The organism is Variovorax sp. GW531-E2, from assembly GCF_059423125.1.
This window is the reverse complement of record NZ_JBWKXQ010000007.1, coordinates 91,036-114,640: the sequence shown is the minus strand read 5'-3', so window position 1 is coordinate 114,640 and position 23,605 is coordinate 91,036. Positions and strand designations below refer to the sequence as shown.

At 66.9% G+C, this 23,605-nt stretch carries 22 protein-coding genes; 6 read left to right on the top strand and 16 right to left on the bottom strand.

The features are described from left to right. Positions 1 to 9: 9 nt before the first annotated feature. The 4 genes from AC07XP_RS07155 to AC07XP_RS07140 form a co-directional block, all read right to left on the bottom strand. Complete coding sequence (locus AC07XP_RS07155) at positions 10 to 1,494, bottom strand: Do family serine endopeptidase (protein ID WP_495264216.1); 1,485 nt, start codon at positions 1,492 to 1,494, stop codon at positions 10 to 12. A gap of 87 nt (positions 1,495 to 1,581) precedes the next feature. Beyond that, on the bottom strand, positions 1,582 to 2,910 hold the full coding sequence (locus tag AC07XP_RS07150; protein ID WP_495264215.1) for an ATP-binding protein: 1,329 nt from the start codon (positions 2,908 to 2,910) through the stop codon (positions 1,582 to 1,584). A gap of 11 nt (positions 2,911 to 2,921) precedes the next feature. Continuing rightward, the gene (locus AC07XP_RS07145) at positions 2,922 to 3,581 is read right to left on the bottom strand and encodes a response regulator (protein WP_062478105.1); all 660 of its coding nucleotides are present in this window, start codon (positions 3,579 to 3,581) and stop codon (positions 2,922 to 2,924) included. Positions 3,582 to 3,642: 61 nt separating this feature from the next. After that, positions 3,643 to 4,413: an IclR family transcriptional regulator domain-containing protein gene (locus AC07XP_RS07140; protein ID WP_070060906.1), complete on the bottom strand. Its 771-nt coding sequence runs from the start codon at positions 4,411 to 4,413 to the stop codon at positions 3,643 to 3,645. A 154-nt stretch (positions 4,414 to 4,567) separates the two neighbouring features. Between AC07XP_RS07140 and pobA the strand changes: the two genes are divergently transcribed. Further along, positions 4,568 to 5,749 carry a 4-hydroxybenzoate 3-monooxygenase gene (gene pobA, locus AC07XP_RS07135; RefSeq protein ID WP_495264214.1) on the top strand — a complete coding sequence of 394 codons (1,182 nt, stop codon included), beginning with the start codon at positions 4,568 to 4,570 and terminating at the stop codon, positions 5,747 to 5,749. Here pobA and AC07XP_RS07130 read toward each other — a convergent pair. Genes AC07XP_RS07130 through AC07XP_RS07110 form a run of 5 tightly spaced genes read right to left on the bottom strand, consistent with a single transcriptional unit; the run spans position 5,719 to position 10,214 of the window. Then, entirely contained in the window at positions 5,719 to 6,165 is a 447-nt protein-coding gene (locus AC07XP_RS07130) for a nuclear transport factor 2 family protein (RefSeq protein WP_495264213.1), read from the bottom strand. The genes pobA and AC07XP_RS07130 overlap by 31 nt on opposite strands. Beyond that, positions 6,162 to 6,569: an SRPBCC family protein gene (locus AC07XP_RS07125; RefSeq protein WP_495264212.1), complete on the bottom strand. Its 408-nt coding sequence runs from the start codon at positions 6,567 to 6,569 to the stop codon at positions 6,162 to 6,164. The genes AC07XP_RS07130 and AC07XP_RS07125 overlap by 4 nt, the downstream gene beginning before the upstream one ends. A 19-nt stretch (positions 6,570 to 6,588) precedes the next feature. Further along, on the bottom strand, positions 6,589 to 6,948 hold the full coding sequence (locus tag AC07XP_RS07120; protein WP_159276673.1) for a VOC family protein: 360 nt from the start codon (positions 6,946 to 6,948) through the stop codon (positions 6,589 to 6,591). Further along, positions 6,927 to 7,844, bottom strand: coding sequence for a helix-turn-helix transcriptional regulator (locus AC07XP_RS07115; RefSeq protein ID WP_495264211.1), 918 nt, complete (start codon positions 7,842 to 7,844; stop codon positions 6,927 to 6,929). Before AC07XP_RS07115 ends, AC07XP_RS07120 begins: the two co-directional genes overlap by 22 nt. 39 nt (positions 7,845 to 7,883) lie before the next feature. Beyond that, on the bottom strand, positions 7,884 to 10,214 hold the full coding sequence (locus AC07XP_RS07110; protein WP_495264210.1) for a xanthine dehydrogenase family protein molybdopterin-binding subunit: 2,331 nt from the start codon (positions 10,212 to 10,214) through the stop codon (positions 7,884 to 7,886). 227 nt (positions 10,215 to 10,441) lie between these two features. Between AC07XP_RS07110 and aat the strand changes: the two genes are divergently transcribed. Genes aat through AC07XP_RS07095 form a run of 3 tightly spaced genes read left to right on the top strand, consistent with a single transcriptional unit; the run spans position 10,442 to position 12,808 of the window. After that, complete coding sequence (aat, locus tag AC07XP_RS07105) at positions 10,442 to 11,197, top strand: leucyl/phenylalanyl-tRNA--protein transferase (RefSeq protein WP_495264209.1); 756 nt, start codon at positions 10,442 to 10,444, stop codon at positions 11,195 to 11,197. 6 nt (positions 11,198 to 11,203) lie between these two features. After that, positions 11,204 to 11,953: an arginyltransferase gene (locus tag AC07XP_RS07100; protein ID WP_062478083.1), complete on the top strand. Its 750-nt coding sequence runs from the start codon at positions 11,204 to 11,206 to the stop codon at positions 11,951 to 11,953. A gap of 30 nt (positions 11,954 to 11,983) precedes the next feature. Next, positions 11,984 to 12,808 carry an IclR family transcriptional regulator gene (locus AC07XP_RS07095; protein WP_062478081.1) on the top strand — a complete coding sequence of 275 codons (825 nt, stop codon included), beginning with the start codon at positions 11,984 to 11,986 and terminating at the stop codon, positions 12,806 to 12,808. A gap of 104 nt (positions 12,809 to 12,912) precedes the next feature. Here AC07XP_RS07095 and AC07XP_RS07090 read toward each other — a convergent pair whose 3' ends face one another. The 7 genes from AC07XP_RS07090 to AC07XP_RS07060 form a co-directional block, all read right to left on the bottom strand. Then, positions 12,913 to 14,079, bottom strand: coding sequence for a serine hydrolase (locus AC07XP_RS07090; RefSeq protein WP_095950197.1), 1,167 nt, complete (start codon positions 14,077 to 14,079; stop codon positions 12,913 to 12,915). Between the two features lie 117 nt (positions 14,080 to 14,196). Continuing rightward, positions 14,197 to 15,735: a 2-isopropylmalate synthase gene (locus AC07XP_RS07085; protein WP_070060915.1), complete on the bottom strand. Its 1,539-nt coding sequence runs from the start codon at positions 15,733 to 15,735 to the stop codon at positions 14,197 to 14,199. Between the two features lie 53 nt (positions 15,736 to 15,788). Beyond that, on the bottom strand, positions 15,789 to 17,492 hold the full coding sequence (gene leuA / locus AC07XP_RS07080; RefSeq protein ID WP_492696960.1) for a 2-isopropylmalate synthase: 1,704 nt from the start codon (positions 17,490 to 17,492) through the stop codon (positions 15,789 to 15,791). Between the two features lie 211 nt (positions 17,493 to 17,703). Continuing rightward, a complete protein-coding gene (pssA, locus tag AC07XP_RS07075) occupies positions 17,704 to 18,528 on the bottom strand; it encodes a CDP-diacylglycerol--serine O-phosphatidyltransferase (RefSeq protein ID WP_062478071.1) in 825 nt (274 codons plus the stop codon). Between the two features lie 193 nt (positions 18,529 to 18,721). Then, positions 18,722 to 19,738, bottom strand: a complete 1,017-nt coding sequence (gene ilvC / locus AC07XP_RS07070) for a ketol-acid reductoisomerase (RefSeq protein WP_062478069.1) — start codon at positions 19,736 to 19,738, stop codon at positions 18,722 to 18,724. A gap of 148 nt (positions 19,739 to 19,886) precedes the next feature. Then, the gene (gene ilvN / locus AC07XP_RS07065) at positions 19,887 to 20,378 is read right to left on the bottom strand and encodes an acetolactate synthase small subunit (protein ID WP_062478068.1); all 492 of its coding nucleotides are present in this window, start codon (positions 20,376 to 20,378) and stop codon (positions 19,887 to 19,889) included. A 129-nt stretch (positions 20,379 to 20,507) separates the two neighbouring features. Then, a complete protein-coding gene (locus AC07XP_RS07060; RefSeq protein ID WP_062478065.1) occupies positions 20,508 to 22,292 on the bottom strand; it encodes an acetolactate synthase 3 catalytic subunit in 1,785 nt (594 codons plus the stop codon). Positions 22,293 to 22,575: 283 nt separating this feature from the next. Here AC07XP_RS07060 and AC07XP_RS07055 point away from each other — a divergent pair, with 283 nt between their 5' ends. Further along, positions 22,576 to 23,142: an RNA polymerase sigma factor gene (locus AC07XP_RS07055; RefSeq protein ID WP_062478063.1), complete on the top strand. Its 567-nt coding sequence runs from the start codon at positions 22,576 to 22,578 to the stop codon at positions 23,140 to 23,142. Continuing rightward, on the top strand, positions 23,139 to 23,564 hold the full coding sequence (locus AC07XP_RS07050) for a DUF3619 family protein (protein WP_062478060.1): 426 nt from the start codon (positions 23,139 to 23,141) through the stop codon (positions 23,562 to 23,564). The genes AC07XP_RS07055 and AC07XP_RS07050 overlap by 4 nt, the downstream gene beginning before the upstream one ends. Positions 23,565 to 23,605: the final 41 nt, after the last annotated feature.

Genomic DNA, 23,605 nt, shown 5'->3' with positions numbered 1-23,605 from the left:
CCGGACCGGTCAGCCCAGGCGCACCGGCACGAAGATCTTGTCCTCGCCGCGCTGGATCAACAGCGCCACCGACTTGTCCGCCTTGGCCACCGCCTGGCGCACCTGCTCCAGGCTCTTGGCCGGCGTGCCGTTGATGGCCAGCAGCACGTCGCCGGCCTGCACCCCGGCCATCGCCGAGGGGCCCGCCACGTCCTCGATCAGCAGGCCGCCGTCGACCGAGGCCGCGCGCTGTTCCTGCGGCTGCAGCGGGCGCAGCGCCAGGCCGAGCTTGCCCTGCCCCGCCGTGTTGTCGGCCTTGGCCACCTGCGCCGGCTTGTCGCTGGCATCGCCGAGCCTGGCCTGCAGCTCCTGGCGCTCGCCCTGGCGCCACACCTCGAGCGTGACCTTCTTGCCCGGCGCCTGCTGGCCGATCACGGCGGGCAGGTCGCCCGACGACACGATGGCCTGGCCGTCGACCTTGCGGATCACGTCGCCCGCCTTCAGGCCGGCATGGTCGCCGGGGCCGCCCTTCTCGATGTTCGAGACCAGCGCGCCCTCGGGCTTGTCGAGCTTGAAGGAATCGGCGAAGGCCTGGTTCACCTCCTGCACCGCCACGCCCAGGCGCGCGTGCGTGGCCTTGCCGGTGGCGACGATCTGGTCCTTCACCTGCACCGCCACATCGATCGGGATGGCGAACGACACGCCCTGGTAGCCGCCGCTGCGGCTGTAGATCTGCGAGTTGATGCCGACCACCTCGCCGCGCGCATTGAGCAGCGGCCCGCCCGAGTTGCCGGGGTTCACGGCCACGTCGGTCTGGATGAAGGGCACGTAGCTGTCGTCGGGCAGCGAACGGCCCTTGGCGCTCACCACGCCGGCCGTCACGGTGTTCTCGAAGCCGAAGGGCGAGCCGATGGCCAGCACCCATTCGCCGACCTTCAGGTCCTTGGTGTTGCCCAGCGCGAGCACCGGCAGGTTCTTGGCGTCGATCTTGAGCACTGCGATGTCGGTCTTGGCGTCGGCGCCGAGCACCTTGGCGCGGTACTCGCGGCGGTCGGTCAGCTTGACGGTGACTTCCTTCGCGTCCTTCACCACGTGGGCGTTGGTCATGATGATGCCGCTCGGGTCCACGATGAAGCCCGAGCCCTGCGAGCGCACCGGCACGGCGCGCTGCTGCTGTTGCTGGCCGCGCGGTCCCATCTGCCCCTGGAAGTGTCGGAAGAACTGAAACATCGGATCGTCCGGGTCGATGCCCTGCAGCTGCGCCATCGTGTCGTCGTCCGGGGCCTTCTCGGTGCCGGTCACGCTGATGTTGACCACGGCCGGGCCGTCGCGCGAGGTGATGGTCGAGAAGTCGGGCAAGGTGACCATCGCGGCCGGCGCGGCCACGGCGGCGGTGGTGGCCGGTGCACCCACGGCGCGGGCGCTGGTGTAGGCCCCGGCGCCGACGGCACCGATCACGCCGGCGCTGGCCAGCGCGATCACGAGGGCACGGGGGGAAATCAGGGCGGCTTTCATTCTTCGATTCCTTTCAATCCTGCGCCGGAGCGCAAACACGGTGAAAGGAATGTCGCGGCCTTGACTTAGGCGTCGCTTAAGCGGAGTTCACTCTTTGGCGGGAGCGAACGTCACCCGCACGCACAGCCCACCGAGGCTCGCGGACTTGTCCAGCGCCACCGTGGCGCCGTGCAGGTCGGCGATCGACTTCACGATGGCCAGCCCCAGCCCGCTGCCCGGCGCCTGCGGCTCGCCCGAGCGGTAGAAGCGATCGAGCACGCGCGCACGCTCGGCCTCGGGCAAGCCGGGGCCGCTGTCGTCCACGCGCAACTCCACCGCGTCGGCGCGCTTCACGAGACTGACGTCGACCCGCCCGCCTTCGGGTGTGTACTTCACGGCGTTGTCGATCAGGTTGCGCAGCAGCATGCGCAGCGCCTCGGGCTGGCCGCTCACGGTGGCGCCCGCGTCAGCTTGCGCCACGCCGATGTCGATGCGGCGCGCCTGCGCGGCCGCCACCGCATCGGAGATCGCCAGGCGCGCCACCTCGGCCAGATCGACCGTCTCGGGCTTGGCGCCCGCGGCCACGCTGGCTTCATGCCGGGCCAGCGCCAGCATCTGCTCGACGAGCCGCGTGGCGCGGTCGATGCCGGCCGACAGCCGGCTCACGGCCAGCGTGCGCGCCGCATCATCGGGGGCGCGCTGCAGGCCCTGCACCTGCAGCTTGAGCGCCGCCAGCGGCGAGCGCAGCTCGTGCGCGGCATCGGCCACGAAGTGCTTCTGCGCATCGAAGGCATGGCGCACGCGGCCGAACAACAGGTTGAGCTCCTGCACCAGCGGGCGCACTTCTTCAGGCAGGTTCTCCTCGCTCACGGGCGAGAGGTCGTCGGCTTGCCGCGATGCCACCTGCCGGCGCACGCGTGCCACGGGCGCCAGCGACAGGCTCACCACCCACCACACGACCAGCATCAACAGCGGCGCCATCAGCGCCACGGGTACGATGGTTCGCAGCGCGAGCGAGCCCGCCATGTGGCGGCGCGCCGCCATGTCCTGCGCCACCTGGATCACCAGCCCGCGCGTCTGCATCGAGAACACGCGGTAGGTCGTGCCACGGGCGCGCACGTCGGCAAAGCCCAGCACCGCGAGCTGCGGCAGCGCGGCTTCTTCGGCCGACTCGAAGATGCGCACGCCGTCGACCGTCCACACCTGCACCACGAAATCGAAGTTCTGTTCCGCGCCGCCGAGCCCGCCCACGGCCGCGCTCGGCGCCAGGCCCGCGCGCAGCGACAGCGCCATCTGCTGCATGTGGTAGTCGAAGATGTCGTCGGCCTCCTTCAGCACCGTGCGGTAGGCCACCAGTGCCTGCGCGCCGGCCGCGAGCACGATGGCGGCGAGCAAAAACACCAGCAGCCGCGCGCGCAGCGATCCGGTCCATCGCATCACGCGGCGCATCATGCCTTGGGCACCATGTAGCCGACGCCGCGCACGTTGCGGATCAGCTCCGCGCCCAGCTTCTTGCGCAGGCCGTGCACGTAGACCTCGACCGCGTTGCTGCTGATCTCGTCCTTCCAGCCGTAGAGCTTTTCTTCGAGCTGGGCGCGCGAGAGCACCATGCCCGGGCGGGCCAGCAGCGGTTCGAGCACGGCCCACTCGCGCGCCGAGAGCACCACCGGTTCGCCGTTCACCGCGACCTCGCGCGTGGCCGGGTTGATGCTCACGCCCATGTGCTCGTACACCGGCTCGGCGCGCCCCGATGCGCGCCGCAGCAAGGCGCGGATGCGGGCCAGCAGCTCGTCGAGGTCATAGGGCTTGAGCACGTAGTCGTCGGCACCGGCGTCGAGGCCTTCGATGCGCTGCTGCACCGAGTCGCGCGCGGTGGCGATCAGCACCGGCATGCGCTGCTTGCGCGCACGCAGGGCGCGCAGCACTTCCAGGCCGTCGCGGCGGGGCACGCCCAGGTCGAGCAGCACGAGGTCGTACTGCTGGGTGCGCAATGCGGATTCGGCGGCGTCGCCATCCTTCACCCAATCGACCGCGTACTGCTCGGCCCGCAGCAGGTCGAGCACGGCCTCGCCGATCATCACGTCGTCTTCGAGAAGCAGGAGTCGCATGGTGGTGTCCGTTTCGGGGGTTCGAGGCCGCGCCGTCGCTGAAAGTTCAGCGCGTCTGCGTTCACAGGAGGGAGCGCACCTCGCGCGCCGCTTCGAACAGCAGCGGCAGCATCTCGCGCTGCAGGGTCTCTTCCTGGTAGCGCGTGCCCGACAGCACCACGTTGAGCGCCGCCACCGTGTGGCCCTGCATGTCGCGCAGCGGCACCGCCAGCGCCTGCACGCCGAGCTCGTGTTCTTCGCTGGCGAAGCAGTAGTCGTCCTTGCGCACCTGCGCGATGCGCTGGCGCAGCGCGCGCGCCTGGGTGATGGTGTGCGGCGTGAGCCGCGCCAGGTGCCGCCCCTTGAGCCACTGCGTGAGCTGCGTGGCGGCCATGGCGGCCAGCAGCACGCGCCCGGTCGAGGTGGCGTGGGCCGGCAGGCGCGCCCCCAGGTGCAGGCCGTACGCCAGCACGCGCGTCGGCGTGCCGTAGCTGCCGCTGCGCGCGACGATGACCACCTCTTCGCCGTCGAGCACCACGGCGGAGAACGACTCGCCCGTCTGCGCCGCGAGCCGGTTCAGCGTGGGCTGCAGCGCGCGCGGCAGGCGCGACGAGGCCAGGTAGCTGCCCGAGAAGCGCAGCACTTTCGGCGCCATCCAGAAGTAGCTGCCGTCGGTTTCCAGGTAGCCCAGGTGGGCCAGCGTGAGCAGGTGGCGCCGGGCGGCGGCGCGCGTGAGGCCGGCGCGCTCGGCCGCCAGCGTGGCGTTCAGGCGCTGGCGCTCGGTGTCGAAGCTTTCGAGCACCGCCATGCCCTTGGCGATGCCCTCGATGAAGTCGGCGCGGGCGATGGTCATTCGTCGTCGGGAGTTCGTCGTGGATCGGTCGGCTGAAGAAGTGTTGCGCGATCATCGCGCACGCGTTCGCATGATCGCACAGAGCCTCGCCAGCCGCCGCCCCAACCGGCCGGCCGCGCCCTACGCTTGGCAAAACCCTTTCGGAGACACGAACATGCGCACCCAGGTCGCCATCATCGGCGCAGGCCCCGCCGGCCTTCTGCTCGGCCAGCTGCTGCACAAGGCAGGCATCGACAACGTCATCGTGGAGCGCCAGAGCGGCGACTACGTGCTGGGCCGCATCCGCGCCGGCGTGCTCGAACAGGTCACGATGGACCTGCTGGCGCGCGCCGGCGTCGACACCCGTGCCAAGGCCGAGGGCCTGCCGCACGACGGCATCGAGCTGCTGTTCAAGGGCGCGCGCCACCGCATCGACATGCACGGCCTCACGGGCGGCAAGCAGGTCACGGTGTACGGCCAGACCGAGGTGACGCGCGACCTGATGGAAGCGCGCACGGCCGAAGGCCTCACGACGATCTACAGCGCAGCCAACGTCAGCCTGCACGACTTCGATTCGGCCAAGCCGCGCGTTCGCTACGAGAAGGACGGCCAGACGCACGAGATCGAGTGCGACTTCATCGCCGGCTGCGACGGCTACCACGGCGTGAGCCGCGCCAGCGTGCCAGCCGACGCGATCCAGACCTACGAGAAGGTCTACCCCTTCGGCTGGCTCGGCGTGCTGGCCGACGTGCCGCCGGTGTCGCACGAACTCATCTACGCGAACACCGAACGTGGCTTTGCGCTGTGCAGCATGCGCAGCGCCACGCGCTCGCGCTACTACGTGCAGGTGCCGACCGAAGAGAAGGTGGAGAACTGGAGCGACGAGGCCTTCTGGAACGAGCTGCGCGCGCGCCTGGACCCCGAAGCGCGCGAACGGCTGGTGACCAGCCCGTCGCTCGAAAAGAGCATTGCGCCGCTGCGCAGCTTCGTCGCCGAGCCGATGCGCTTCGGCTCGCTGTTCCTGGCCGGCGACGCCGCGCACATCGTGCCGCCGACCGGCGCCAAGGGGCTCAACCTTGCGACGGCCGACGTGGGGTACCTGTCGCGCGCGCTGGAGATCTTCTACAACGAGAAGTCGGCCTCGGCGCTGGACCGTTATTCCGACCTGTGCCTGCGCCGGGTCTGGAAGGCCGAGCGCTTCTCGTGGTGGTTCACCTCACTGATGCACCGTTTTCCCGAGACGGGTGCCTTCGGCCAGAAGATCCAGGAAGCCGAGCTCGACTACCTCGTGCATTCGCGCGCGGCGTCCACCGCGCTGGCGGAAAACTACGTGGGGCTGCCGCTCGAAGACTTCTGAGCGGCGGGCGACGACAGCACCTCGTCGACCCAGCGCTGGTCTTCGTCGTAGATCCAGCATTCGCTGAGCTTGCCGTCTCTCACGGCGTAGCGCAGCTGGCGCTCGAGTTCGACCGGGCGCCCCTGGTGCTCGAACTGCTCGACGGCGACGATCAGTCCGAAATGCTCGCCGGCCAGCACGTCGCGGATCGCGACCAGCCGGCGGTTCGTTCGTTCCTTCACCTGCTTGAGCACCTCGAGGCAGGCCGCCTTGCCCCGGTGCGTGCCCGCGAGCGGGCTGCGGCCGAAGTAGTGAAAGACGACCTCGTCGTGGTAGCAGTCGACGATGGCCTTGAGGTCGTTGGCGGCCCAGGCTTGTGCGTAGCGCTGCACGACCGCCAGGATCTCGCTCGCAGCAGGGCTTGTGGGCGTGCTCATCGTTCGTCGGCCTTCTCCAGCATCTTCTTCATGGCGCCGCCGCCCTGCGCCATCATGGGTTCGACGTACGCCGCGAGCCCGTCGGGCAGCACGTCGGTGATCCAGACGAAGCGCGACCGGCCTTCGCCGTGCGCGAACACCTGGGCCGACGCGTGGTGGTGCGTGGCCTTGCCGTCGGTCACGGTGTAGGCCAGCCGCCGGTTCTCTTCGTCGAGGGCCACGAGCAGCTCGCGCGCCACGAGGCCATTGGCAAAGTGGACGATGCGGGCGCCCTGCCCGTCGAGCTCGCAGCCGGTGAGAAAGCCCGGCGCCAGGCGCGTGTGCACGGCGCCGAAGTCGCGCAGCGCGTCCCACACCTGCGCGGCATCGGCCTCGACGATGAATTCCTTGTAGACGGTGGCCATGGGGTCGATGCCTTTCGTGTCAGGGGCAGACGGCCTCGACGTTGTTGCCGTCGGGGTCGATGAGGAAGGCCGCGTAGTAAGTCGGGCTGTAGTCGGCGCGCGGCCCCGCGCCGCCGTTGTCGGTGCCGCCGGCCTTCAAGCCGGCCTTGTGGAAGGCGGCGACGGCGGCGTGGTCGGGTGCGCGGAACGCGATGTGAGTGCCCGGGCCCTTGGCGCCTTTCGCGGCGTAGAGCCACAGCGCCGGCTCGCCGGCCGGGCCGAGGCCGGCGTAGCTGTCGTCGTGCGAGCCCAGCACGTGGCCGAGCGGCGCGAGCGCGGCTTCGTAGAAGCGCCGGCTGGCGGCGAGGTCTTTGACTTTCAGTCCGATGTGGTCGTACATGGCGATGACTTCCTGCTTGAAGGGTGGATCAAGCGGTCATCGTGAAGCAGCGCGGCCAGGCGGTCTTGGAAAATCTTGCGGTCGCCCTTGGCAGCAAGCCGGAACCCGCGCGGCGACACGCCGGCCGCGCGGTGGAAGGTGCGCACGAAGTTGCTCAGGTCGGCAAAGCCGGCTTCGAGGGCGACCTCGGTCACGGCAAGGTCGCTGTCCGCCAGCAGGCGCGCCGCGCGGCGCAGCCGGGAGCGCACGAGGTACTGGTGCGGCGTGACGCCCAGCACCTGGGAGAACAACCGCAGGAAATGGAAAGCGCTCAGGCCCGCCTGGGCGGCCGCGTCTTCCAGGCCGATCTCGCCGGCGGCGTGGGCCTCGATCCAGGTCGCGGCCTCGACCGCACGGCGACGGTCCCGCGGCGTGGCCGACGGCGGCGCCGCCGCGGGCTTGCCGCGCCCTTTCACCACGTCGAGGAAACGGCTGGCGAAGCCCATGCCCAGCTCGTCCAGGCCCACGTCGCTGCCGCCTTCGACCGCGACCTGCGCGAGTTCGCCCAGCACCATGAGTTCGGGCAGCGGCGGCAACGCCCAGGCATGCCAGCTGCGCCGGTCGCCGCCGATCAGGTCGACGAAGCCCGGCGAGAAGTGGAACGACAGGCACTCGTCGCCACAGGCGAAGTGCTCGTGCGTGCAGACGTAGTCGTCGCCCGGCGCACCGACCAGCACCGCACCGGCCACCAGCTCGTAGTCGCGGCCGAGCGCGCGGCAGCCGAAGCTGCCCTTGCGCACGTACGAGACCGAATGCGTCTCGTGCATCTCGGTGAACGGCGCCGCCCCGACGCCCGCATCGCAGCGGTAGGTCGAGACGCGGATGGCGTCGGTCTGCAGTTCGGTGGTGACGCGCATGATGACTTTCGTCGCCCTTCGATCACCGGCCGGCGGCGCTCAGTCGATCGTCTGCATGGCCTGCCACACGCGCGACGGGCTCAGCGGCATGTGCAGGCGGGGCGCGCGGGCGCCGAGGCCGTTGCGTGCGAAGGCGTCGGCCACCGCGTTGACGATGGCCGGCGTGGCGCCGATGGTGCCCAGCTCGCCCACGCCCTTCACGCCCAGCGGGTTGTTCTTGCAGGGCGTGGATTCGTCCATTTCCATCTGGAACATGGTGTCGACGATGTCGGCGCGCGGCGCGGCGTAGTCCATGAGGCTGCCGGTGACGGGCTGGCCGGTTTCGCTGTCGTACACCACCTGCTCGTACAGCGCCTGGCCAATGCCCTGCACCGCGCCGCCTTCGAGTTGGCCGCGCACGATCATCGGGTTGACCACGCGGCCCACGTCGTTGACCGAGCTGTAGGCCACGACGCTGATCTCGCCCGTGGGCGGGTCGAGCTCGATCTCGCAGATGTGGCAGCCGTTGGGCCAGCTCGGGCCGGCCACGGTGCTGGTGGAGTCGACGAAGATCTCGCGCCCCGGCTGCTTGGCGGCCAGGGTGAACAGGTCGAGTTCGAGGTCGGTGCCGGCCACGATGAAGGTGCCGCGGCTGTAGACGATGTCGTCGATGGAGGCCTCGAACTCCTGCGCCGCGAGTTCGCGCGCCTTGTCGATGGTGCGCTCGGCACCGATGCGCACGGCCGAGCCGCCGGTGAAGAGCGAGCGCGAGCCGGCGCTGCCGAAACCGTCGCCGCGGTCGGTGTCGCCGAGCACGACGCGCACCTTCTCGATGGGCACGCCGAAGGCATCGACGGCCAGCTGCGCGAGCGAGGTCGCGATGCCCTGCCCCATGGCGTTGACGGCCGAGAACACCTCGATCACGCCATCGGCCTGCACCGAGACGGTCACGCGCTCTTCGAACACGTTGCCGCCGGTCCATTCGAGAAAGGTGGCGATGCCCAGGCCGCGCTGCTTGCCGCGCGCCGCCGATTCGGCCGCGCGGGCCTCGAAGCCCTGCCAGTCGGCCAGCTGCAGCGCCTGGTCCATCACCGACTCGAACTGGCCGGTGTCGTAGGTCTGCGCCATCGGGTTCTTGTAGGGCATCTGCTCGGGGCGGATGAAGTTGCGCCGGCGCAGCGCGATGCGGTCGATGCCGGTCTGGCGCGCGGCTTCGTCCATCAGGCGCTCGATGGTGAAGATGGCCTCGGGCCGGCCCGCGCCGCGGTAGGCGCCGGTGGGCGCGGTGTTGGTGAGCACCGCCTTGAAATGGAAGTCGATGGTCTGGATGTCGTAGACGCTGGTCTGCACCCAGGGGCCGATCAGCAGCTGGATCGCGACGCCGGTGCCGGTGGCGTAGGCGCCGACGTTGGCGAGCGTCTTGATGCGCAGGGCCAGGATCTTGCCGTCGGCGTCCAGGGCCATTTCGGCGCGCGCCTCGATGTCGCGGCCGTGCGCGCTCGAGAGGAACTCTTCGCTGCGGTCGGCCACCCACTTCACGGGCCGGCCCACCTGCAGCGCGGCGTAGGCGACCGCGATGTCCTCGGGGTAGGCGCCGGTCTTCATGCCGAAGCCGCCGCCGACGTCGCCCACGACCACGCGCACTTTTTCCTTGGCGAGGCCAATGGCCGCGCAGACCGAATCGCGCACGCCGGAGGGCATCTGGGTGCTCATGCGGATGGTGAGGCGGTCGGTCTTGCTGTCGTGCGTGGCGAGCACGGCGCGCGGCTCGATGGTGAGCGCGACCACGCGCTGGTTGTTCACGTCCAGGGCAATCACGTGGGCGGCGCGCTCGAACGCGGCGGTGGCGGCTTCGCTGCTGCCGTGGCGCATCTCGGCGGCGATGTTGCCCGTGGCCTCGTCGCACAGGAGCGGCGCACCGTCGGCGGTCGCGCCCGGCAGGTCGACCACCATCGGCAGCTCTTCGTAATCGACCATCACGGCCTCGGCCGCATCGCGCGCCTGCTGCACGGTGTCGGCAATGACGGCCGCCACCGGTTCGCCGACGAAGCGTGCGCGCTCGTGCGCCAGGGCGCGGCGCGGCGGGCTGGCGCTATCGCTGCCGTCCGCGCGCTTGAAGCCGGCCGCGCCGGGCATCGGCTTGACGCCGGCCTCGGCCAGGTCGGCCCCGGTGATCACGCGCAGCACGCCGGGCATGCCGACGGCCGCGGACGTGTCGATGGACACGATGCGCGCATGCGGATAGGGGGAGCGAAGGAAGACGAGATGCGCCTGCTCGGAGAGCGTGACGTCGTCGGTGTAACGGCCGGCGCCTGCGAGCAGGCTTTCGTCCTCGAGGCGGCGCACCGCCTGGCCGCTGCCGAAGCGCGTGGGATTGGGTTCAGTGGTCAACGTGGTCCTCTTGTGCTGATCCCCGGCGCCCTGCACATGCCTGCCGGATCCGCTGTGGTACTGCGAAAGCAAGCTGTGCACTATAGGTTTTTCGACGGGTCTTGTGGGGTTGTCTCGCGTGCCATCGGCGGTGGCACCAGGGCCGCAGCCTTGTGGACTGTTCCCGTGTGAGCGGGATTTTCCCTCAACTGGCTTGCGTTTTCGAGAAGCCGTGTATACCTGCATCCATGCGACAACTGCCTTGGCTCGAACCCGGAGATGCACTGCCCGACCCCGCTTCGGCGTGGGACGAACGGGACCCGGTGCCCGGCCTGCTGGCGGCCGGTGGCTCGCTCGATGTCGATACTCTGATGCAGGCCTACAGCCGCTGCGTCTTCCCCTGGTTCAGCGACGACCAGCCCATCCTGTGGTGGAGCCCCGACCCGCGCATGGTGCTGCGGGTGAACGACTTCCGGCTGCATCGCTCGCTGCGCAAGACCCTGAGCCGCTTTGCCGCGACGCCCGGCTGCGAGCTGCGCATCGATCACGATTTTGGAACGGTGATCCAGGCGTGTTCGCAGTCGGCGCGGGCCGGCCAGTCGGGCACCTGGATCGTGCCGGACATGGTGAAGGCCTATACGCAATTGCACCGCGCCGGGCACGCCCACAGCGTCGAAACCTGGATCGACGGCGAGTTGGCGGGCGGGCTCTACTGCGTGGCGCTGGGCCGCGCGGTGTTCGGCGAATCGATGTTCACGCGCCGCCCGGACGCCTCGAAGATCGCGCTGGCCGGCCTGGTCGCGCTGTGCCGACGCGCCGGCATCGCGATGATCGACTGCCAGCAGAACACCGCGCACCTGGCCAGCCTCGGCGCCCGCGAAATGCCGCGCGCGCGCTTCGTCGCGCACGTGGCCCAGGCCCGAAAACAGGAGGGCCCGCAGTGGCAATTCGACCCCGTATACTGGTCCGAACTCCTTTCCGAGCGACCTTTTCTTTCGACGTGACGTGACGTGACGCACCTCAAGGATCTTCCGCTTCACACGCTGCAGTTCTACGCGACGGCGCCCTATCCCTGCAGCTACCTGCCGGATCGCCAGGCCCGCTCGCAGGTGGCCACGCCCAGCCATCTGATCCACAACGACGCCTACTCCGACCTGGTGCTCAGCGGCTTCCGGCGCAGCGGCATGTTCACCTACCGGCCGTATTGCGACGGCTGCCGCGCCTGCATCCCGCTGCGCGTGCTGGCGCACAGCTTCAAGCCGAACCGCAGCCAGCGCCGCACCGCCAAGCAGCACGCCGACCTGCAGGCGCGCGTGCTCAAGCTGTGCTTCGTGCCCGAGCACTACCAGCTCTACCTGCGCTACCAGACCGGCCGCCATTCGGGCGGCGGCATGGACCACGACAGCATCGACCAGTACACGCAGTTCCTGCTGCAAAGCCGGGTCAACTCGCGGCTGGTCGAGTTCCGCGAAACCCTGCCCGACGGCAGCCCGGGCGCGCTGAAGATGGTGTCGATCCTCGATGTGCTGAGCGACGGCATCTCGGCCGTCTACACCTTCTACGAGCCCGAGGACGGTGCCGGCTACGGCACCTACAGCGTGCTGTGGCAGATCGAGCAGGCCCGCAAGCTGGGGCTGCCGCACGTCTACCTGGGCTACTGGATCGAGCGCAGCCCCAAGATGCACTACAAGGCCCGCTTTTCCCCGCACGAAGTGTTGGTGGACGGCCACTGGCAGGCACCGAGCGATTTCACAAGGTAAAATGGCGCACGGTCATCACCGCATTGCGCCATGAGAAAAAACCTATCCGACGTTCCCGCCACTCCCGTCATCCAGGTCATCGAGCGCATGTTCTCGCTGATCGACGTCCTGGCCTCGCGCGAAGAAGCGATCTCGCTGAAGGAAATCAGCGAAAAGACGGGGCTGCACCCGTCGACCACGCACCGCATCCTCAATGACCTCGCGGTCGGCCGCTTCGTCGACCGCCCCGAAGCCGGCAGCTACCGCCTCGGCATGCGCCTGCTGGAGCTGGGCAACCTGGTCAAGGGCCGGCTGAACGTGCGCGACGCGGCCCTGGGCCCGATGCGCGAGCTGCACAAGCTCACACAGCAGCCGGTCAACCTCAGCATGCGCCAGGGCGACGAGATCGTGTACATCGAGCGCGCCTACAGCGAACGCTCGGGCATGCAGGTGGTGCGCGCCATCGGCGGCCGTGCCGCCCTGCACCTGACCTCGACCGGCAAGCTGTTCCTGGCCGCCGACGATCCGCAGCGGGTGCGCAGCTATGCCACGCGCACCGGCCTGGCCGGCCACACCCGCAACAGCATCACCCAGCTGCCCGCGCTCGAGCGCGAGCTGTCGAAGGCGCGCCAGTACGGCATCGCCCGCGACAACGAAGAACTGGAACTGGGCGTGCGCTGCATGGCCGCCGGCATCTACGACGACCAGGGCAAGCTGGTGGCGGGCCTGTCGATCTCGGCCCCGGCCGATCGCCTCGACGAAGGCTGGCTGCCCAAGCTGCAGGCGACCGCCAACGAGATCTCGGGCGCGCTGGGCTTCAAGGACGGCGTGGCCGCAACGCCTGCGTCGGGCGCGAACGTGACAACGGGCGCCTGAGCGCCCGTTTGCTTTCGACTCTTTTCCTCTCTATCCCGGCGAGTCAGCCGGTTGGCCCTGTACAAGGGCAGCAGGCAGGCCGCTGAACGGCCTCCCCGCTCAGATTAGCCAGCGACCTGGAAGCCGCGCGGACCCGACACGGCATGCGTGGCCTCGACCCAGCGGCGAACCCGCTCGGCGTCGGCGATGCGGCTGAACTTGCCGGCTGAATCCAGGAACACCATGATCAGCTTGCGCCCAGCCACCTTGGCCTGCATCACGAGGCACTGGCCGGCTTCGGAGATGTAGCCGGTCTTCTGCAGGCCGATGTCCCATTCCGGGCTCTTCACGAGGCGGTTGGTGGTGTTGAACTGCAGCACGCGGTTGCCGACTTCGACCTGGTATTCCGGCGACGTGGACAGCGAACGCACGGTGGCGTCCGAATAGGCGGCGTTGACCAGAAGCGCGAGATCTTGCGCGCTCGACTGGTTGCGACTCGACAGGCCCGTGGGCTCCACGTAGCGCGTGTCCTTCATGCCGAGCATGCGGGCCTTGGCATTCATGATGCTCACGAAGGTCGTGAGACCGCCCGGGTAGGTGCGGCCCAGCGCGTGCGCCGCGCGGTTCTCACTCGACATCAGCGCCAGGTGCAGCAGCTCGCCGCGCGACAGCGTGGTGCCGACGGTCAGGCGCGAACGGCTGCCCTTTTCGGTGTCGACGTCGTCCTGCGTGATGGTGATGAGCTCGTCGTTCGGCAGGTGGGCTTCGCTGATCAGCAGGCCGGTCATGAGCTTGGTGAGCGAGGCGATGGGCAGCACGGCGTGGTCGTTCTTGCTGAACAGCACCTCGTGGGTGTCCTGGTCGATCACCAGGGCGACGCTCGACTTCAGGTCGAGTGCGTCGTCGGTGCTGTGCAGGCCGGCCATCTGGCCGAAGGACTGGCGAGCCGGCGTCTCGACGCGCACCACCGAACGGCGCTGCACGGCGACGACGGTCTTGCCGTTCTTCTTGTGGATGGTGGCCACGACATTGCGGCCGCCGCGCACGACCTTGTCGGCCTGCTCGGCGCGACCGCCCCGTGCCACCTTGGAAGCGGACGCATTGCGTTGCTTGGCCTCGGCGGGGGCCTTCGCCTTCTTGGCGACGGCGGACTTGGCGGCAGCGGGTTTTTCCTTCTTCGCGGCCTGGGCGCCAGGCAGCAAAAACGCCGAGGCGCACAGCGCCACGGCGAGGAACTTGAAGGCGGGTAGGAACCGCTGGATGGAAACTCGACGTAGACGGGTTTCAGGCATCAATAAATCTCCAGCGGCAACAAACGAGGACCGCAGTGTATCGAAATCAAAAAAGACACGCAATATCAGTTACTTGCATCCTCTTCTTCATTCGAATACCAAGGAACGCCTGAAAACCTAACCTTGTGCCGCCACTCTCTCAGCTTGGCTCTGTAACTTGTTGAGCGCACTCAAATAAGCCTTTGCCGAAGCGACCACGATGTCTGGGTCTGCACCCACACCGTTGACCACCCGCCCTGCGTTTTGTAACCGGACTGTAACTTCTCCCTGGCTTTCCGTCGAGCCGCTGATGGCGTTTACAGAGTAAAGAACCATCTCGGCGCCGCTCTTGACGTGAGCCTCGATGGCCTTGAGGGACGCATCGACCGGCCCGTTGCCGTCGGATTCGCTGGTGACTTCCTTGCCCTGGACCGTGAACACGATCTTGGCTTGAGGCCGTTCGCCGGTTTCGCTGTGCTGGGAGAGAGAGACGAAAGCAAACTGTTCACCAACGTGCGACAGTTCTTCCGCGCTGACCAGCGCCAGGATGTCTTCGTCGAAAATTTCGGACTTGCGGTCGGCCAGCTCCTTGAAACGCGCGAACGCGGCGTTGACCTCGGTTTCGCTTTCCATCGTCACGCCCAGGTCCTGCAGGCGCTGCTTGAAGGCGTTGCGGCCGCTGAGCTTGCCCAGCACGATCTTGTTGGCGGTCCAGCCCACGTCTTCGGCGCGCATGATCTCGTAGGTGTCGCGCGCCTTGAGCACGCCGTCCTGGTGGATGCCCGAGGCGTGCGCGAACGCGTTGGCGCCCACCACCGCCTTGTTGGGCTGCACCACGAAGCCGGTGGTCTGGCTGACCATGCGGCTGGCGGCCACGATGTGCTGGGTGTCGATGTTCAGATCGAGACCGAAGTAGTCCCTGCGCGTCTTCACGGCCATGACCACTTCTTCGAGCGAGCAGTTGCCCGCACGCTCGCCCAGGCCGTTGATCGTGCACTCGACCTGGCGCGCGCCGCCGATCTTCACCCCGGCCAGCGAGTTCGCCACGGCCATGCCCAGGTCGTTGTGGCAATGCACCGACCAGATCGCCTTGTCGCTGTTGGGAATGCGCTCGCGCAGCATCTTGATGAAGTTGCCGTACAGCTCGGGAATGGCGTAGCCGACGGTGTCGGGCACGTTGATGGTGGTGGCGCCCTCGTTGATCACGGTTTCGAGCACCCGGCACAGGAAGTCCGGGTCGCTGCGGTAGCCGTCTTCGGGGCTGAACTCGACGTCGGCGATCTGGTTGCGCGCGAAGCGCACGGCCAGCTTGGCCTGCTCATGCACCTCGTCGGGCGACATGCGCAGCTTCTTCTCCATGTGCAGCGGCGAGGTCGCGATGAAGGTGTGGATGCGCCCGCGTGCCGCGCCCTTCAGGGCCTCGGCCGCGCGTGCGATGTCGCGGTCGTTGGCACGCGAGAGGCCGCACACCGTCGAGTCCTTGATCGCATTGGCGATGGCCTTCACGGCCTCGAAGTCGCCGTTCGAACTGGCCGGAAAGCCGGCTTCGATGACGTCGACCCTGAGCCGCTCCAGCAGCTTGGCGATGCGCAACTTTTCGTCGCGCGTCATCGAGGCGCCGGGCGACTGCTCGCCGTCGCGCAAGGTGGTGTCGAAAATAATGAGTTGGTCGGTCATCGTGGATCTCCTTGGTTCGTTCCCACCTTGCGCGTGCGGCTGGTGCCGGTGCGTCAGGCGACTTCAGCCACCGATTGTGCGCTGCGCGCGCCCCGGCCTCTGGCCCGCTGCACGCCCGAGATGATCGCCTTCAGCGAGGCCGAGATCACGTTCGCATCGATGCCGACGCCGAACAGGGTCTGCGACTCGTCGACGCGCAGCTCGAGGTAGGCCACCGACTTGGCGTCGGCGCCCGCGCCGATGGCGTGCTGGTGGTAGTCCATGACGCGCACCGTGTGGCCGGTGGCCTGGCTCAGTGCCTGTGTGAAGGCGTCGATCGGGCCGTTGCCGCGGCCTTCGATGGCGCGGGTCTCACCGTCCCATGGCAGGTCGCCGCGCAGCACGACCGTGGCCTCGGCGCCCTCGCCTTCTTCCTGGATCACGCGGTGCTGCAAGGCCTTGGCGGTCTCGATACCGTATTCGTTCACGAAGATCTGCCAGAGGTCGGCGGCGGTGAGTTCCTTGCCGCCCACGTCCATCACGCGCTGCACGACCTGCATGAACTCCATCTGCAGGCGCCGCGGCATCTCGAGGCCGTACTCGCTCTCGAGCAGGTAGGCCATGCCGCCCTTGCCCGACTGGCTGTTCACGCGGATCACGGCTTCGTAGCTGCGGCCTACGTCCTTCGGGTCGATGGGGAGGTACGGAATGTCCCAGATGTCGCCGTCCTTGCGCGCGGCGAAGGCCTTCTTGATCGCGTCCTGGTGCGAGCCCGAGAACGAGGTATAGACGAGGTCGCCTACATACGGATGGCGCGGGTGTACCGGGATCTGGTTGCAGTGCTCGACAGTCGCGCGGATCTCGTCGATGTTCGAGAAGTCGAGTTCAGGCGAGACGCCTTGCGTGTAGAGATTGAGCGCGACGTTCACGAGGTCGAGGTTGCCGGTGCGTTCGCCGTTGCCGAAAAGGCAGCCTTCGATGCGCTCGGCGCCCGCCATCAAGGCCAGCTCACCGGCTGCGGTGCCGGTGCCACGGTCGTTGTGCGGGTGCACGCACAGCACGATCGAGTCGCGGCGTGCGAGGTTGCGGTGCATCCACTCGATCATGTCCGCGAAGATGTTCGGCGTGGAATGCTCCACCGTGGTGGGCAGGTTGACGATGCACTTGCGCTCGGGCGTCGGCGCCCAGACTTCGGTGACCGCATCGACCACGCGCTTGGAGAAGACCACGTCGGTGCCCGAGAACATTTCGGGCGAGTACTGGAAGGTCCACTTCGTGTTCGGCTGCTTTGCGGCGAAGTCGTTGAACATGCGGGCATGGCTGCTCGCGAGTTCGACGATCTGGTCTTCGTCCATGCCGAGCACCACGCGGCGCATCACCGGAGCCACCGCGTTGTAGAGGTGGACGATGGCGCGCGGCGCGCCCTGCAAGGCTTCGAAAGTGCGTTCGATGAGGTGGTCGCGCGCCTGCGTGAGCACCTGGATCGTCACGTCGTCGGGAATGCGGTCTTCCTCGATGAGCTTGCGCACGAAGTCGAATTCAACCTGCGACGCCGAGGGAAAGCCGACTTCGATTTCCTTGAAGCCGATGGCCACGAGGGTTTCGAACATGCGCATCTTGCGCGCGATGTCCATGGGTTCGACCAGGGCCTGGTTGCCATCGCGCAGGTCCGTCGACAGCCAGATCGGGGCCTTGGTCAGCACGGCATCGGGCCAGGTGCGGTCCTTGAGACCGATCGGGGCGAATGCGCGGTATTTGGCTTGAGGTTGCTTGAGCATGTCGATTTCTCTGTGATGGTTGGAACTCAACCAGCAACCCCAAAAGACAAACGGCCCGTTGCTGGTGCGAACGGGCCGTGATGAGGGATTAGCGCGTGCGCTACCGTCTCCGCCCGTGAGGGAGGGCTAGTAGGGCCAGCAGCGAAATCTTGGTCATGAGGGTTGCGAATGTAGCACAGCCTTCGCGGGCCTGTGAAGGCCCGGGGCTTCTTCAGTTGTGCAGCCCCCGCTCGTCGGGCTCTTCGGTCGAGGTGCTGATCACGCTCACCGGCTGGCCCTTGGCTTTGCGCCATGCGTACACCACGTAGCCGCTCAGGCCATAGGCCACGAAGAGGCTGAACAGCACGGTCGGCGGATGGATGTTGATGACCGCAATGCCCAGCGCGATCAGCACGATCACGACAAAGGGCACGCTCTTCTTCATCTGGATGTCCTTGAAGCTGTAGAACGGCGCATTGGTCACCATGGTGAGGCCCGCGTACAGCGTGAAGGCAAAAGTGACCCAGGTGATCTGCGTCCACGAGAGGTACAGCACCTCGCCACCACGCTTGCCCCATTCGTTGACGAGCCAGATGAAGCCCGCCACCAATGCCGCGGCCGCCGGCGACGGCAGGCCCTGGAACCAGCGCTTGTCGACCACGCCGGTGTTGACGTTGAAGCGCGCGAGCCGCAGCGCGGCGCAGGCGCAGTACACGAAGGCCGCGATCCAGCCCCAGCGTCCGAGGCCTTTGAGCGACCACTCGTAGGCGATGAGTGCGGGCGCGGCGCCGAACGACACCATGTCGGACAGCGAGTCCATCTGCTCGCCGAACGCGCTTTGCGTGTTGGTCATGCGGGCCACGCGCCCGTCGAGGCTGTCGAGCACCATCGCGGCGAACACGCCGAGCGCGGCCAGGTCGAAGCGCGCGTTCATGGCCATCACGACCGAGTAGAAGCCGCCGAACAACGCCGCCAGCGTGAACAGGTTCGGCAGGATGTAGATGCCCTTGCGACGCTTGCGCGGTTGCGCGTCGTCGGGGACGGTGTCGTCATGCATTGAATTGGCCTCCGTCCCTCGTGGGAACTGCCCGATCAGCTATCCATTCGATAGCATCTTGGTCTGTGAATCGCATGCTTCGCAGTGTAGTTCAGGGGACCCGTGCACTCCCCTTCAAACAAAAGGGCCACCGCGACGGGTGGCCCTCCGAAACAGGGTGCCTAAGCACCCTGTTGGCTCTTGCCTCTGAAGATCAGTTGCGGGTCTGGTCGACCAGCTTGTTCTTCTTGATCCAGGGCATCATCGCGCGCAGCTTTTCGCCGACGACTTCGATCTGATGCTCAGCGTTCAGGCGACGGCGGCTGATCAGCACCGGCTGGCCGGCAGCGGCTTCGAGCACGAAGCTCTTGGCGTATTCGCCGGTCTGGATGTCCTGCAGGACCTTCTTCATGGCCTTCTTGGTCTCGTCGGTCACGATGCGCGGGCCCGTGACGTACTCGCCGTATTCGGCGTTGTTCGAGATCGAGTAGTTCATGTTGGCGATGCCGCCTTCGTAGATCAGGTCGACGATCAGCTTCAGCTCGTGCAGGCATTCGAAGTACGCCATTTCGGGCGCGTAGCCGGCTTCCACCAGCGTTTCGAAACCAGCCTTGATCAGCTCGACCGTGCCGCCGCACAGAACCGCTTGCTCGCCGAACAGGTCGGTCTCGGTTTCTTCGCGGAAGTTGGTCTCGATGATGCCAGCCTTGCCGCCGCCGTTGGCGGTGGCATAGCTCAGCGCGAGGTCACGCGCCTTGCCGCTCTTGTCCTGGTGCACCGCGATCAGGTGCGGCACGCCGCCACCTTGCGTGTACGTGCCGCGCACGGTGTGACCCGGAGCCTTGGGAGCGACCATCCACACGTCGAGGTCGGCGCGCGGCTGCACGAAACCGTAGTGCACGTTGAAGCCGTGCGCGAAGACGAGCGAAGCGCCTTCCTTGATGTTCGGGGCCACGTCGTTCTTGTAGACGGCGGCGATCTGCTCGTCGGGCAGCAGGATCATGACGACGTCGGCCGACTTCACGGCGTCAGCGACTTCAGCGACCTGCAGGCCGGCCTTGCCGACCTTGTCCCACGAAGCGCCGCCCTTGCGCAGGCCGACCACGACCTTGACGCCGCTGTCGTTCAGGTTCTGCGCGTGTGCGTGACCTTGCGAGCCGTAGCCGATGATGGCAACCGTCTTGCCCTTGATGAGGCTCAGGTCCGCGTCCTTGTCGTAATAAACCTTCATGATGTTCTCCAGATAGATAAGCGAGTTGCAGTGTGTTGTTGTGCCGTTCGTCCTGAGCCTGTCGAAGGGCTCAATGCAGTCCCCGCTCGCGCGGAGGCTTCGACAAGCTCAGCCCGAACGGGCAGCGACTGAGCTCCGAATCATGGTGTCAGACCCGCAGGATGCGTTCGCCACGTCCGATGCCACTGGCGCCGGTGCGCACCGTCTCGAGGATGGCGCCGCGGTCGATCGCCTCCAGGAAAGCGTCGTTCTTGCCGTGATCGCCAGTCAGCTCGATGGTGTAGCTCTTGTCGGTCACGTCGATGATGCGGCCACGGAAGATTTCCGCCATGCGCATCATTTCCTCGCGTTCCTTGCCCACCGCGCGCACCTTCACCATCATGAGCTCGCGCTCGGTGTAGGCGCCTTCGGTCAGGTCGACCACCTTCACGACCTCGATGAGGCGGTTCAGGTGCTTGGTGATCTGCTCGATCACGTCGTCCGAGCCGTTGGTGACGATGGTCATGCGCGAGAGGCTTGCGTCCTCGGTCGGCGCGACGGTCAGCGATTCGATGTTGTAGCCACGGGCCGAGAACAGGCCCACCACGCGGGAAAGAGCACCCGGCTCGTTTTCCAGCAGCACTGCAATGATGTGTTTCATGTTGGCGTGACTCCTCTTTTCGCCTACGCGGAAGCTTTCGCTTTCGCCGCCCTCCCCCGTGCACGGTAATGCGCGGGCTTGGCGGGCAATAGATTCGTCAGTAAAGGTTGAACGAACGAATGTTCCGGATCAGAGATCTTCGGAACCCAGCAGCATCTCGGTGATGCCCATGCCGGCCTTGACCATCGGGAACACGTTCTCGGTGGGGTCGGTACGGAAATCCATGAACACCGTACGGTCCTTGAGCTTGCGCGCCTCGCGCAGCGCCGGCTCCACGTCTTGTGGACGCTCGATCAGCATGCCGACGTGGCCATAGGCCTCGGCGAGCTTCACGAAGTTGGGCAGCGCGTCCATGTAGCTGTGACTGTAGCGGCCGGAGTATTCGATCTCCTGCCACTGGCGCACCATGCCCAGGTAGCGGTTGTTGAGCGAGCAGATCTTGATCGGCGTGTTGTACTGCAGGCAGGTCGAGAGTTCCTGGATGCACATCTGCACCGAGCCTTCGCCGGTGATGGTGAACACTTCCGAGTCGGGCTTGGCGAGCTTGATGCCCATGGCGTAGGGAATGCCCACGCCCATGGTGCCCAGGCCACCCGAATTGATCCAGCGGCGCGGCTCGTCGAAGCGGTAGTACTGGGCGGCCCACATCTGGTGCTGGCCGACGTCCGACGTGATGTACGTGTCGGCGTCCTTGGTCATGTTCCAGAGGGTCTCGACCACGAACTGCGGCTTGATCACGTCCTTGTTGTCGCGGTCGTACTTGAGGCAGTCGCGCGAGCGCCAGCTTTCGATGGTCTTCCACCAGTCGGCCAGCGCGCCGGCGTCGGGCTTGGTGGTGCTCTCGCGGATCATCGAGATGAGCTCGGTGAGCACGTCCTTCACGTCGCCGACGATCGGGATGTCGACCTTCACGCGCTTGGAGATGCTCGACGGGTCGATGTCGACGTGGATGATCTTGCGTTCGTTCTGCGCGAAGTGCTTCGGGTTGCCGATCACGCGGTCGTCGAAGCGCGCGCCCACGGCCAGCAGCACGTCGCAGTTCTGCATCGCGTTGTTGGCTTCGATGGTGCCGTGCATGCCCAGCATGCCCAGGAACTTGCGGTCGCTCGCCGGATAGGCGCCCAGGCCCATCAGCGTGTTCGTGACGGGGTACCCCAGCATGTCGACCAGCGTGCGCAGTTCGTTCGTGGCGTTGCCCAAGAGCACGCCGCCGCCGGTGTAGATGTACGGGCGCTTGGCCGCCAGCAGCAGTTGCAGCGCCTTGCGGATCTGCCCGCCGTGGCCCTTGCGCACCGGGTTGTACGAGCGCATCTCGACCTTGTCGGGATAGCCGCTGTACGGAATCTTCTTGAAGGAAACGTCCTTCGGCACGTCCACCACCACCGGGCCGGGACGGCCGCTGCGTGCGATGTGGAAGGCCTTCTTCATCGTCATGGCCAGATCCTTCGGATCCTTGACGAGGAAGTTGTGCTTGACGATGGGGCGCGTGATGCCGACTGTGTCGCACTCCTGGAAGGCATCGAGGCCGATGGCGGCCGTCGGCACCTGGCCGGAGATGATCACCATCGGGATCGAGTCCATGTACGCCGTCGCGATGCCGGTGACCGCATTGGTCAGGCCGGGACCGGAGGTGACCAGTGCCACGCCGACTTCGCCGGTGGCGCGTGCATAGCCGTCGGCTGCGTGCACGGCAGCCTGCTCGTGGCGCACCAGCACATGCTGGATGGTGTCCTGCTTGTAGAACGCGTCGTAGATGTAGAGAACCGCGCCGCCCGGGTAGCCCCAGATGTACTGGACGCCTTCGGCCTGCAGTGCCTTGACCAGCACTTCAGCGCCCATGAGTTCTTGCGTGGTGTTGCCGGCGCCAGAGGACGCGGCTGCTGCGGAAGCGAGTTCCGCCTTCGAGATTTCCATGATCAACCTTTGTGTTTTTTCGGGAACGAAAAACCTTGGGTGCCCCTTGCCAGCCCTTGTGGGGCCGCGCCAGGACTTGAGGCCAAAGCCATGAGCGGACTGATGTTCCGCCGGACCGTGACCCGTTTGCCTTTTGACTTGCAAGGCGGATTATGACACTACCGGCGCGTTCAGACTCGCTTCAGGTGCCCTGTCTTGGCACAAAGGCATAATCCGCGGCATAAAAACATGAGCGTTCGCCAAACACCCTCCCCACGCGGCGCGTCCCGCCGCCCCCTCTCATTTGGCTACTGAACACGAACTCTCCGACTTCCTGAAAAACGTCGAACGACGGGCCTTCAAGCGCTCGGTCTATCACGTGCGGGACGAAGAAGCGGCCTTGGACATCGTGCAGGACAGCATGATGAAGCTGGCCCAGCACTACGGCGACAAGCCTGCCGAGGAACTGCCGATGCTGTTCCAGCGCATCCTGTCGAACTGCACGCTCGACTGGTTCCGCCGCCAGAAGACCCGCCGCGCCCTTTTTTCCAATCTGAGCGACTTCGAACCGGCCGACAACGGCGAAGATTTCGACCTGCTGGAGAACTTCGTCTCGCCAACCGACTCCAGAGAATCGGAGAGCGCCGAAGACACCACCCGCCGCAGCCAGGTCTTTCACGAAATCGAAGAACAGATCGCGGCTTTGCCCGGCCGTCAACGCGAGGCTTTCCTGATGCGTTACTGGGAGGAAATGGACGTCGCAGAGACGGCCGCCGCAATGGGCTGCTCCGAGGGCAGCGTCAAAACCCATTGTTCGCGAGCTGTCCACGCTCTGAGCAAGGCGCTCAAGGCCAAGGGAATATCGCTATGAACACTAAGGTTCCAACCTCTCAATCCAGCGCAGCAGAAGACCGCTTCGGCCAACGGCTGGCGGCCCGGCTGTCGGACGGCAATCAAGCGTTGCCGCACGACATCAGCGAGCGTCTGCGCGTTGCCCGTTCGCAGGCCGTGGCCGCGCGCAAGCAGGCGCCGCAGTTGCGCACGGCGCCCGTGGCGGTCCAGTCGGGCCACACGGTCACGCTGGGCGGCAGTTGGTGGACGCGCATCGGTTCCGTGGTGCCCCTGATCGCCCTGGTGGCCGGCCTGATCACCATCAGCGTGTTGCAGGACGACGACCGCGCCAGCGAACTCGCCGAGGTCGACTCGGCCCTGCTGACGGGCGACCTGCCGCCCGCCGCCTACACCGATCCCGGCTTCGCCCAATTCCTGAAGTCCGACAGCGCCTCCGACTGAACACCTTGCCCGACCGAATGCGACGCCGCTCCGTTTCCCGT

Coding starts and splice junctions, on each gene's coding strand:
- AC07XP_RS07155 (WP_495264216.1), bottom strand. CDS start 1,494: ATGAAAGCCGCCCTGATTTCCCCCCGTGCCCTCGTGATCGCGCTGGCC.
- AC07XP_RS07150 (WP_495264215.1), bottom strand. CDS start 2,910: ATGCGATGGACCGGATCGCTGCGCGCGCGGCTGCTGGTGTTTTTGCTC.
- AC07XP_RS07145 (WP_062478105.1), bottom strand. CDS start 3,581: ATGCGACTCCTGCTTCTCGAAGACGACGTGATGATCGGCGAGGCCGTG.
- AC07XP_RS07140 (WP_070060906.1), bottom strand. CDS start 4,413: ATGACCATCGCCCGCGCCGACTTCATCGAGGGCATCGCCAAGGGCATG.
- pobA (WP_495264214.1), top strand. CDS start 4,568: ATGCGCACCCAGGTCGCCATCATCGGCGCAGGCCCCGCCGGCCTTCTG.
- AC07XP_RS07130 (WP_495264213.1), bottom strand. CDS start 6,165: ATGAGCACGCCCACAAGCCCTGCTGCGAGCGAGATCCTGGCGGTCGTG.
- AC07XP_RS07125 (WP_495264212.1), bottom strand. CDS start 6,569: ATGGCCACCGTCTACAAGGAATTCATCGTCGAGGCCGATGCCGCGCAG.
- AC07XP_RS07120 (WP_159276673.1), bottom strand. CDS start 6,948: ATGTACGACCACATCGGACTGAAAGTCAAAGACCTCGCCGCCAGCCGG.
- AC07XP_RS07115 (WP_495264211.1), bottom strand. CDS start 7,844: ATGCGCGTCACCACCGAACTGCAGACCGACGCCATCCGCGTCTCGACC.
- aat (WP_495264209.1), top strand. CDS start 10,442: ATGCGACAACTGCCTTGGCTCGAACCCGGAGATGCACTGCCCGACCCC.
- AC07XP_RS07095 (WP_062478081.1), top strand. CDS start 11,984: ATGAGAAAAAACCTATCCGACGTTCCCGCCACTCCCGTCATCCAGGTC.
- AC07XP_RS07090 (WP_095950197.1), bottom strand. CDS start 14,079: ATGCCTGAAACCCGTCTACGTCGAGTTTCCATCCAGCGGTTCCTACCC.
- AC07XP_RS07085 (WP_070060915.1), bottom strand. CDS start 15,735: ATGACCGACCAACTCATTATTTTCGACACCACCTTGCGCGACGGCGAG.
- leuA (WP_492696960.1), bottom strand. CDS start 17,492: ATGCTCAAGCAACCTCAAGCCAAATACCGCGCATTCGCCCCGATCGGT.
- pssA (WP_062478071.1), bottom strand. CDS start 18,528: ATGCATGACGACACCGTCCCCGACGACGCGCAACCGCGCAAGCGTCGC.
- ilvC (WP_062478069.1), bottom strand. CDS start 19,738: ATGAAGGTTTATTACGACAAGGACGCGGACCTGAGCCTCATCAAGGGC.
- ilvN (WP_062478068.1), bottom strand. CDS start 20,378: ATGAAACACATCATTGCAGTGCTGCTGGAAAACGAGCCGGGTGCTCTT.
- AC07XP_RS07060 (WP_062478065.1), bottom strand. CDS start 22,292: ATGGAAATCTCGAAGGCGGAACTCGCTTCCGCAGCAGCCGCGTCCTCT.
- AC07XP_RS07050 (WP_062478060.1), top strand. CDS start 23,139: ATGAACACTAAGGTTCCAACCTCTCAATCCAGCGCAGCAGAAGACCGC.